The organism is Burkholderia sp. APQ4-4ca (assembly GCF_057837105.1).
The window spans coordinates 154,797-162,809 of sequence record NZ_JBYQCG010000242.1 but is presented as its reverse complement, the minus strand read 5'-3'; the positions used below and the strand labels follow the sequence as shown (position 1 = coordinate 162,809).

Sequence of the window (8,013 nt, the reverse complement as noted above, 5' to 3'; positions counted from 1 at the left end):
TGAAAAGCGATCGCGTCGATCGCAAGATAAAGGGCACTACGCAGGGGAACTTCGGCGCCACGTGCTTTGTGCAACGCAGCACTGAGGCCTATTTTAGGGCAGAGAACGCGGATGTCAAGCACTTTTTGTGCGTTGCACAATCGCGACAAATTATCGATAAAACAACGAGTTATCGCACCCGTTAGGAATCGGTTTCAGGCGCGTTCCCACATGGTGCGCACGGTGCCGGGGCAAACGCGCCGCACCATGATCACGCACAGGTAAACCTGACAGGCCCTTGGAACGTTATCCTTCTGTTCCTGTCGAAAAACGCGCCGTTTGGATGCGCGTGCCGTGGTGACGTGCTGCCGCCACGGTCGAGACCGGCCCCTTGGGCACGCCGAGCACCGGATACGTACTTTCCCCGCTTTAAATTGCCTCCGAAGTGACGTTATCTCAATTAACCGCGTGGTAATCGGGAGACGGGCGCTGTCGGGCAGTGCGTCCCATCGATTTTTTCGATGGGAACGGAAGGGTCGATTGGCCGGAGGTTGGCCGACTCTTACATTCCGGTTTAAAGACGATCGGTAAGTGCCTAATATTGCTCTTTTTTTCAGCTTTAACTACACTTGCGGAAACCTCCCGCCCGCTTTGTCCAGACCCCAATGAAAGCCGAATCGTTTTCACCGCGCAGATTGTTGCAGAGCATGACGCTCGGCACCGCTGTGTCGGTCGCAGTCGCGTTGCTGGCGACCACCGCGTCCGTCACGCCTGCTGACGCCTTCGCCGCCACTGCGAAGACCCACGCCGCCAAGAAAAAGGCCGTCGCTCCTGCTTCGTCAGCGAAGAAGAAGTCGGCCAGGGCGACCTCCGACAAATCCGCCAAGGTCGCCGAGGCCGATGCGCCGCGCGCGAAAGCGTCGCGCAAGCGCGTGACGCTCGCGGCGAACAACCTGCGTGGCGGCCATCGCGGCGCGGTGCGCAAGGTCGCGTTCCAGCCGCGCCGTCCGACGGTCGGCCAGGCGTTCGGCCTGCACGATACGCCCGATGCGCTCGCGCTGCGCTCGAGCGTCGCGTACGTCGTCGACCAGAATTCCGGCGAGCCGCTGTTCGACAAGAATTCGCACGCGGTCGTGCCGATCGCGTCGATCTCGAAGCTGATGACGGCCATGGTCGTGCTCGACTCGAAGTCGCCGATGACCGACCAGATCGAAGTCACCGACGAAGACCGCGACTACGAGAAGGGCACGGGCTCGCGCCTGTCGGTCGGCTCGGTGCTGTCGCGCGAGGACATGCTGCACATCGCGCTGATGGCGTCGGAAAACCGCGCGGCTGCCGCGCTGTCGCGTTACTACCCGGGCGGCCGTCCGGCGTTCATCGCGGCGATGAACGCGAAGGCGAAGTCGCTCGGCATGACCGATACGCATTTCGAGAATTCGACCGGCCTGTCGAGTTCGAACGTGTCGAGCGCGCGCGATCTCGTGAAGATGGTCAATGCGGCGTACCAGTACCCGATGATTCGCCAGTTCTCGACCGATCGCACCTACGAGGTGTACACGGGCAAGCGCAACCTGGTCTACAACAGCACCAACGCGCTGATCCGCGGCAACGGCTCGTGGGACATCGGCCTGCAGAAAACGGGCTTCATCAACGAGGCGGGCGAATGCCTCGTGATGCAGGCGACGATTCACGGCCGGCCGATGGTGATGGTGCTGCTCGATTCGTTCGGCAAGTACTCGCGTTTCGCCGACGCTTCGCGCCTGCGCAACTGGCTCGACGCCGGCGGCGGCGAGCGCCTGACGGCGGCCAACACGCCGAGCGGCGGTACCTGATCGCATGCGGCGGTTCGCCGCCGTATCGTACCGGTCGCCGCAACGAAAAAGCCCCGCAATCGCGGGGCTTTTTTTGTCCGGCGAAACCGCCGCCGGAACCGGGCCGACGGGCGCGGCTTACGCCTGTCGCTGCAGCCCGTCCACGTCCTTCACGGGCGCCGGCCGGTAGCCGAGCGATTCCGAGATGGTGAGCGCCGTCCGGCTCAACTGGCCGAGCCATGCGTCCTGCAGCCGGTCGGCGGGCGCCGACAGCGACAGGCCCGCGACGAGCTTGCCGGAATCGTCGTAGATGCCGGCCGCGATGCAGCGCACGCCCAGTTCGAGCTCCTCGTTGTCGCGCGCGCACGATTGCTGGCGAACGATCGTCAGCTCGCGCTCGAGTTTCGCGATATCGGTGATGCTGTTCTGCGTATGGCCGGACAGCCCCGTGCGCGTCGCATACGCACGCACGCGCGACGTTTCGTCGGCCGCGAGGAACAGCTTGCCGACCGACGTGAGGTGCAGCGGCGCGCGGCCGCCGATCGCGCGGACGACCTGCATCCCCGAGCGCTCCGAATACGCGCGCTCGATGTAGACGATCTCGTCGCCCTGGCGCACCGACAGGTTCACGGTCTGCCCGGTGAGGCGGTGCAGCTCGCGCATCGGCATCAGCGCCGCGTCGCGCACCGACAGGCGCGCCTTCACGAGATTGCCGAGTTCGAGCAGCCGCATGCCGAGGCGGTAGGTGCCGGGATCGGAGCGGTCGACGAGGCGGCAGGTCACCATGTCGTTGAGGATGCGGTGCGCGGTCGACGGGTGCAGCTCCGTGCGCTGCGCAAGTTCCTTCAGGCTGACAGGGTCGCTGTGCGCGGCGAGCGCGTCCAGCAACCGCATCATGCGTTCGATCACCTGGATCGACGTTTTTGAATCCGGGGTGGGTTGGCTCATGTCGGGGGAGGAATCGGTTGACGCGTCAAGCGGTGTTGGATCGATTGTATCTCGTATCGTGAAAAAAGCGAACGCCGTTCGAGGAAGTCCTCGTTTTGCGCGCGGCGGGCTTGCACGCGGGCCGGCGTTGGTCTTGTCGGCCAAACGTCGGATAATGAGAGCCGTTTTCTCGAAGGAGCACGTATGCGAGTCGGTTTGTTCGTGACCTGCCTGGTCGACCTGATGCGCCCCGAAATCGGCTTTTCGGCGCTCAAGCTGATTCGCGACGCCGGCTACGAGGTGAGCGTGCCGCCCGCGCAGACGTGCTGCGGCCAGCCGGCCTACAACTCGGGTGACCGCGCGCTCGCGCGCGACCTCGCGGAAAAGACGCTGCGCGAGTTCGAGTCATTCGATTACGTCGTCGTGCCATCGGGTTCGTGCGGCGGGATGATCCGCGCGCACTACGGCGACCTGTTCCGCGACGATCCCGAACTGATGGGGCGCTATACGCGGTTCCAGCAGAAAGTTTATGAGCTGACCGATTTCCTCGCGAGCGTCGCGAAGGTGTCGCTCGCGCCGGGCGAATTCGCCGGGCCGGTCACCTATCACGATTCTTGCTCGGGCCTGCGCGAGCTTGGCGTGAAGGCGCAGCCGCGCGCGCTACTCGCGCAGCGCGGCGTGGCCGTCACCGAGATGAAGGACTGCGAGCACTGTTGCGGCTTCGGCGGCACGTTCGCGGTCAAGTACGGCGACATCTCGGCGGCCATCGCGGACGAAAAATGCGCGAACGTGCGCGCGTCGGGCGCGGGTGCCGTCGTGCTCGGCGATCTGGGCTGCATGCTGAACATCGAAGGGCGGTTGCGCCGCACCGGCGACCGCGACACCCGCGTGCTGCACGTCGCGCAGGTGCTGGCGGGCGACGTCTGACGCCCGGTTCCGCTCACTTTTCCCCGATACCGCGATGCAAGTCCAATCGATGCATTTCAAGGCGCGCGCCGGCCAGAAGCTGGCCGACCAGCGCCTGCAGCACAACCTGAAGAAGCTGTCGACGAAGTTCGTGTCCGCGCGCGCCGACGCGATGACCGCGATCGACTTCCCGGCCACGCGCGCCGCGCTGAAGGCGCGCCGCAACCGCGCGCTGGAGAATCTCGACGTGTGGCTCGAGGCGTTCGAGCGCGAGGCGACGCGGCGCGGCACGACGGTGCTGTTCGCCGAAACGACCGCGGACGCTGCGCGGCTCGTGGCCGACATCGCGCGCCGGCACGACGTGAAGAAGGTCATCAAGACCAAGTCGATGGTGTCCGAGGAAATGCGCCTGAACGCGGTGCTCGCCGAGATGGGCGTGCAGTCGATCGAGACAGACCTCGGCGAATACATCCTGCAGATCAACGACAACGAGCCGCCGAGCCACATCATTGCGCCCGTCGTGCACAAGGACAAGGACGAGATCGCCGATCTCTTCGCGCGCACGCACCGGCGCGAGCGGCTCACCGAGATCCCGGACATGACGCGCGAGGCGCGCGACGTGCTGCGCCCGCATTTCATGTCGGCCGACATGGGCGTGACGGGCGGCAATTTCGTGATCGCGGAAACGGGCTCGGTCGCGATCGTGACGAACGAAGGGAACGAGGGCATGTGCACGGTGATGCCGCGCGTGCATGTCGCGGTGACCGGCATCGAGAAGGTGCTGCCGACCCTCGAGGATCTCGCGACGGCGATGCGGCTGCTGCCGCGTTCCGCGACCGGGCAGAAGACGTCGAACTATTTCTCGCTGCTGACCGGGCCGCGCGGGCCGGGCGACGAGGACGGCCCCGAGCACAACTACGTGGTGCTCGTCGACGGCGGCCGCACGGGCCTGATCGGCGGCGAATTCCAGGAGATGCTGCGCTGCATTCGCTGCGGCGCGTGCATGAATCATTGTCCGGTGTACCAGAAGGTCGGCGGTCATGCGTACGGCTGGGTCTATCCGGGGCCGATGGGATCGGTGCTGACGCCGAGCTACGTCGGGCTCGACCGCACGCTCGACTTGCCGCAGGCGGCGACGCTGTGCGGCGAGTGCGACAGCGTGTGCCCGGCCGGGATTCCGTTGTCGCATCTGTTGCGCACGTTGCGCGAGAAGCAGGTCGAGCGCCACCTGCGGCCGTGGCGCGAACGCGCGGCGCTCGCCGCATGGGGGTTCTTCGCCCGGCGCCCGATGCTGTATGCGCTGACGACCAAGCTCGCGGTACGCGTCCTCGAACGGCTGGGCGGCGACGGCGGCATGCTGCGGCGCCTGCCGATGATGGGCGGCTGGATGGACACGCGCGACCTGCCGACGCCGACCGGGCGCACCTTCCGCGAGCTGTACGCGGCGTCGCAAAGTCACCTCGGCTGACACTGTTCAGCGGGCGGCAACAGTGCGTTCGCTATTTGCATATTTATCTCGATAGATGCGGTCTATAGAATCTCGTCTGTAGTCCCCGGAATTGGGTTTCGGGGTACGAGGTCAACGAGGTCCGCATCATGAAAAAGACAATATCGATGTACTGGCCGCTGGCAATCGTGGTTCCGCTGGCAGCGGTTGCCTATCTGCATGCGATGGCCGATGCGCCGTCGCGCGGTCCGCTCGCGGTTCACCAGGCGTCCGCCGAACTGGCGCGCGCGGTGTCGTTCGGGCTGGTCGGCGACGCGGCGCAGCCGCTGCCCGCGGCATCCGGCGACATCGTGCTCGCTGCGCCGAAGGCGCTGTAAGGCATGGCGCCGTCGCTTCGCGCGGCGGCGCGGTTTCGGCCGCCTTTGTATAATGGCGCGTTATGCTCCCACGCGGTTCGCCGCGGCTTTTCGATAGTGCGATGACCCGCATTGCGATCTGTTTCGTCTGTCTCGGCAACATCTGCCGTTCGCCCACCGCGGAGGGCGTGATGCGCCGCCAGGTCGATGCGGCCGCGCTGGGCGACCGGATCGCGATCGATTCGGCCGGCACCGGCAACTGGCACGTGGGCGAGCCGCCCGATACGCGTGCGCAGGCGGCGGCCCGCAGCCGCGGCTACGATCTGTCGGCGCTGCGCGCGCGGCAGGTGAGCGCGGCGGATTTCGAGCGTTTCGACCTGCTGCTCGCGATGGACGAAGCAAATCTCGCCGAACTGCGCCGCCGCTGCCCGCCGCAGTATCGCGACAAGGTGCGCCTGCTGATGGAATTCGCGCCGGGTGCGACCGAAACCGAAGTGGCCGATCCGTATTTCGGCGGCGCGCAGGGCTTCGAACAGGTGCTCGACCAGGTCGAGCGCGCATGCGCGGGTCTCCTGGAGACGCTGCGCGCACGCACGGCGCACTGACCGCGCGATATTCAGCGGTCTGCGAATACCCTTTCAAAGGCGTGGATACTTGACTAAAAACGTCAAATATTTATACTTGACCAAAATCGTCAAGATTGCAGTCCCCTAGACACCATGAGACTCACCACCAAAGGCCGTTTCGCCGTCACGGCGATGATTGACTTGGCACTGCGCCAGGAGCAGGGCCCGGTGACGCTTGCAGGCATCAGCCAGCGCCAGCGGATTTCGCTCTCGTATCTCGAACAGCTGTTCGGCAAGCTGCGCAGGCATGAAATCGTCGAATCCGTGCGCGGCCCGGGCGGCGGCTACAACCTTGCGCGTCGCGCGCAGGACGTCACCGTCGCCGACATCATCATCGCGGTCGATGAACCGCTCGACGCCACGCAGTGCGGCGGCAAAGGCACGTGCGACGGCTCGAAGCAGCCCGACGGCCATTGCATGACGCACGAGCTGTGGTCGACGCTGAACCAGAAGATGGTCGAATACCTCGATTCGGTGTCGCTGCAGGATCTCGTCGATCAGCAGCGCGCACGCGAGGGCGCCCCGGCGGTGCTGCGCGACCGTCGCGCGCCGGAGCCCGTCGCCGCACCGGCCGAGCCCGTGCGCACGATGCCGCTCGGCCCCAATTCGGTGTTCAACATCGCGAATTCGTGAGCGCGAAGGCGCCCGCCAACCCCCATAACGTACATAGTCCCTGCACAGAATACCCGGAGCGACAGATGACCCAAGAGACTCTCCACCTGCCCATCTATATGGATTACAGTGCGACGACGCCCGTCGATCCGCGCGTGGTCGACAAGATGGTGCCGTACCTGCGCGAGCAGTTCGGCAACCCGGCGTCGCGCAGCCATGCCTACGGCTGGGACGCGGAGCGTGCGGTCGAGGAGGCGCGCGAACAGGTGGCCGCTCTCGTGAACGCCGATCCGCGCGAGATCATCTGGACGTCGGGCGCGACCGAGTCGGACAACCTCGCGATCAAGGGCGCCGCGAATTTCTACAAGGGCAAGGGCAAGCACATCATCACGGTGAAGACCGAGCACAAGGCCGTGCTCGACACCTGCCGCGAACTCGAGCGCGACGGTTTCGAAGTCACCTACCTCGACGTGAAGGACGACGGCCTGATCGACCTCGACGTGTTCAAGGCCGCGCTGCGCCCGGACACGATCCTCGTGTCGGTGATGCACGTGAACAACGAGATCGGCGTGATCCAGGACATCGAGACGATCGGCGAGATCTGTCGCGAGAAAGGCATCGTGTTCCACGTCGATGCCGCGCAGTCGACCGGCAAGGTCGCGATCGATCTCGCGAAGCTGAAGGTCGACCTGATGTCGTTCTCGGCACACAAGACCTACGGCCCGAAGGGCATCGGCGCGCTGTACGTGCGTCGCAAGCCGCGCGTGCGCATCGAGGCGCAGATGCACGGCGGCGGCCACGAGCGCGGCATGCGTTCGGGCACGCTGGCGACGCACCAGATCGTCGGCATGGGCGAGGCGTTCCGCATCGCGCGCGAGGAAATGGCAACCGAGAACGAGCGCATCCGCATGCTGCGCGACAAGCTGCTGCGCGGCCTGTCGCAGATCGAGGAAACCTACGTGAACGGCGACATGGAGCACCGTGTCCCGCACAACCTGAACATCAGCTTCAACTTCGTCGAAGGCGAGTCGCTGATCATGGCGATCAAGGACGTCGCGGTGTCGTCGGGCTCCGCGTGCACGTCGGCGTCGCTGGAGCCGTCGTACGTGCTGCGTGCGCTCGGCCGCAACGACGAGCTCGCGCACAGCTCGATCCGCTTCACGGTCGGCCGTTTCACGACGGAGCAGGAAGTCGACTTCGTGGTCGATCTGCTGAACAGCAAGATCGCGAAGCTGCGCGAACTGTCGCCGCTCTGGGAAATGCACCAGGAAGGCATCGATCTGTCGACGATCGAATGGGCCGCACACTGATACCGCATTGAATGCAACCGCGGGCGGATTGACGCACGC

General features: G+C 65.3%; 9 protein-coding genes. 8 read left to right on the top strand and 1 reads right to left on the bottom strand.

The window, feature by feature from the left end:
* Both AC3IFE_RS32300 and pbpG read left to right on the top strand, forming a co-directional pair.
* The coding region (locus AC3IFE_RS32300; protein ID WP_489194359.1) for a hypothetical protein at positions 1 to 185 on the top strand (185 nt) is incomplete at its 5' end.
* Positions 186 to 644: 459 nt separating this feature from the next.
* Entirely contained in the window at positions 645 to 1,811 is a 1,167-nt protein-coding gene (gene pbpG, locus AC3IFE_RS32295) for a D-alanyl-D-alanine endopeptidase (protein WP_089467813.1), read from the top strand.
* 117 nt (positions 1,812 to 1,928) lie between these two features.
* On the opposite strand, the gene AC3IFE_RS32290 is transcribed toward pbpG, so the two are convergent.
* Complete coding sequence (locus tag AC3IFE_RS32290; protein WP_089467812.1) at positions 1,929 to 2,738, bottom strand: IclR family transcriptional regulator; 810 nt, start codon at positions 2,736 to 2,738, stop codon at positions 1,929 to 1,931.
* Between the two features lie 183 nt (positions 2,739 to 2,921).
* On the opposite strand from AC3IFE_RS32290, the gene AC3IFE_RS32285 reads away from it, so the two are divergent.
* From AC3IFE_RS32285 to AC3IFE_RS32260, 6 genes are all read left to right on the top strand, one after another.
* Positions 2,922 to 3,644 (top strand): (Fe-S)-binding protein, encoded by a 723-nt coding sequence (locus tag AC3IFE_RS32285; RefSeq protein ID WP_089467810.1) that lies wholly within the window; start codon positions 2,922 to 2,924, stop codon positions 3,642 to 3,644.
* A 34-nt stretch (positions 3,645 to 3,678) separates the two neighbouring features.
* Positions 3,679 to 5,091, top strand: coding sequence for a lactate utilization protein B (locus AC3IFE_RS32280; protein WP_301738578.1), 1,413 nt, complete (start codon positions 3,679 to 3,681; stop codon positions 5,089 to 5,091).
* A 128-nt stretch (positions 5,092 to 5,219) separates the two neighbouring features.
* Positions 5,220 to 5,447: a hypothetical protein gene (locus AC3IFE_RS32275; protein WP_489194355.1), complete on the top strand. Its 228-nt coding sequence runs from the start codon at positions 5,220 to 5,222 to the stop codon at positions 5,445 to 5,447.
* A gap of 101 nt (positions 5,448 to 5,548) precedes the next feature.
* Positions 5,549 to 6,031, top strand: a complete 483-nt coding sequence (locus AC3IFE_RS32270) for a low molecular weight protein-tyrosine-phosphatase (RefSeq protein ID WP_489194353.1) — start codon at positions 5,549 to 5,551, stop codon at positions 6,029 to 6,031.
* A gap of 114 nt (positions 6,032 to 6,145) precedes the next feature.
* Complete coding sequence (iscR, locus tag AC3IFE_RS32265) at positions 6,146 to 6,685, top strand: Fe-S cluster assembly transcriptional regulator IscR (RefSeq protein ID WP_301738580.1); 540 nt, start codon at positions 6,146 to 6,148, stop codon at positions 6,683 to 6,685.
* A gap of 65 nt (positions 6,686 to 6,750) precedes the next feature.
* Positions 6,751 to 7,974 carry an IscS subfamily cysteine desulfurase gene (locus AC3IFE_RS32260; protein ID WP_301738581.1) on the top strand — a complete coding sequence of 408 codons (1,224 nt, stop codon included), beginning with the start codon at positions 6,751 to 6,753 and terminating at the stop codon, positions 7,972 to 7,974.
* Positions 7,975 to 8,013 lie beyond the last annotated feature (39 nt).

Excerpts from the sequence above, each read along its gene's own strand:
- pbpG (WP_089467813.1), top strand. The coding sequence starts at position 645 with ATGAAAGCCGAATCGTTTTCACCGCGCAGATTGTTGCAGAGCATGACG.
- AC3IFE_RS32290 (WP_089467812.1), bottom strand. The coding sequence starts at position 2,738 with ATGAGCCAACCCACCCCGGATTCAAAAACGTCGATCCAGGTGATCGAA.
- AC3IFE_RS32285 (WP_089467810.1), top strand. The coding sequence starts at position 2,922 with ATGCGAGTCGGTTTGTTCGTGACCTGCCTGGTCGACCTGATGCGCCCC.
- AC3IFE_RS32280 (WP_301738578.1), top strand. The coding sequence starts at position 3,679 with ATGCAAGTCCAATCGATGCATTTCAAGGCGCGCGCCGGCCAGAAGCTG.
- AC3IFE_RS32275 (WP_489194355.1), top strand. The coding sequence starts at position 5,220 with ATGAAAAAGACAATATCGATGTACTGGCCGCTGGCAATCGTGGTTCCG.
- AC3IFE_RS32270 (WP_489194353.1), top strand. The coding sequence starts at position 5,549 with ATGACCCGCATTGCGATCTGTTTCGTCTGTCTCGGCAACATCTGCCGT.
- iscR (WP_301738580.1), top strand. The coding sequence starts at position 6,146 with ATGAGACTCACCACCAAAGGCCGTTTCGCCGTCACGGCGATGATTGAC.
- AC3IFE_RS32260 (WP_301738581.1), top strand. The coding sequence starts at position 6,751 with ATGACCCAAGAGACTCTCCACCTGCCCATCTATATGGATTACAGTGCG.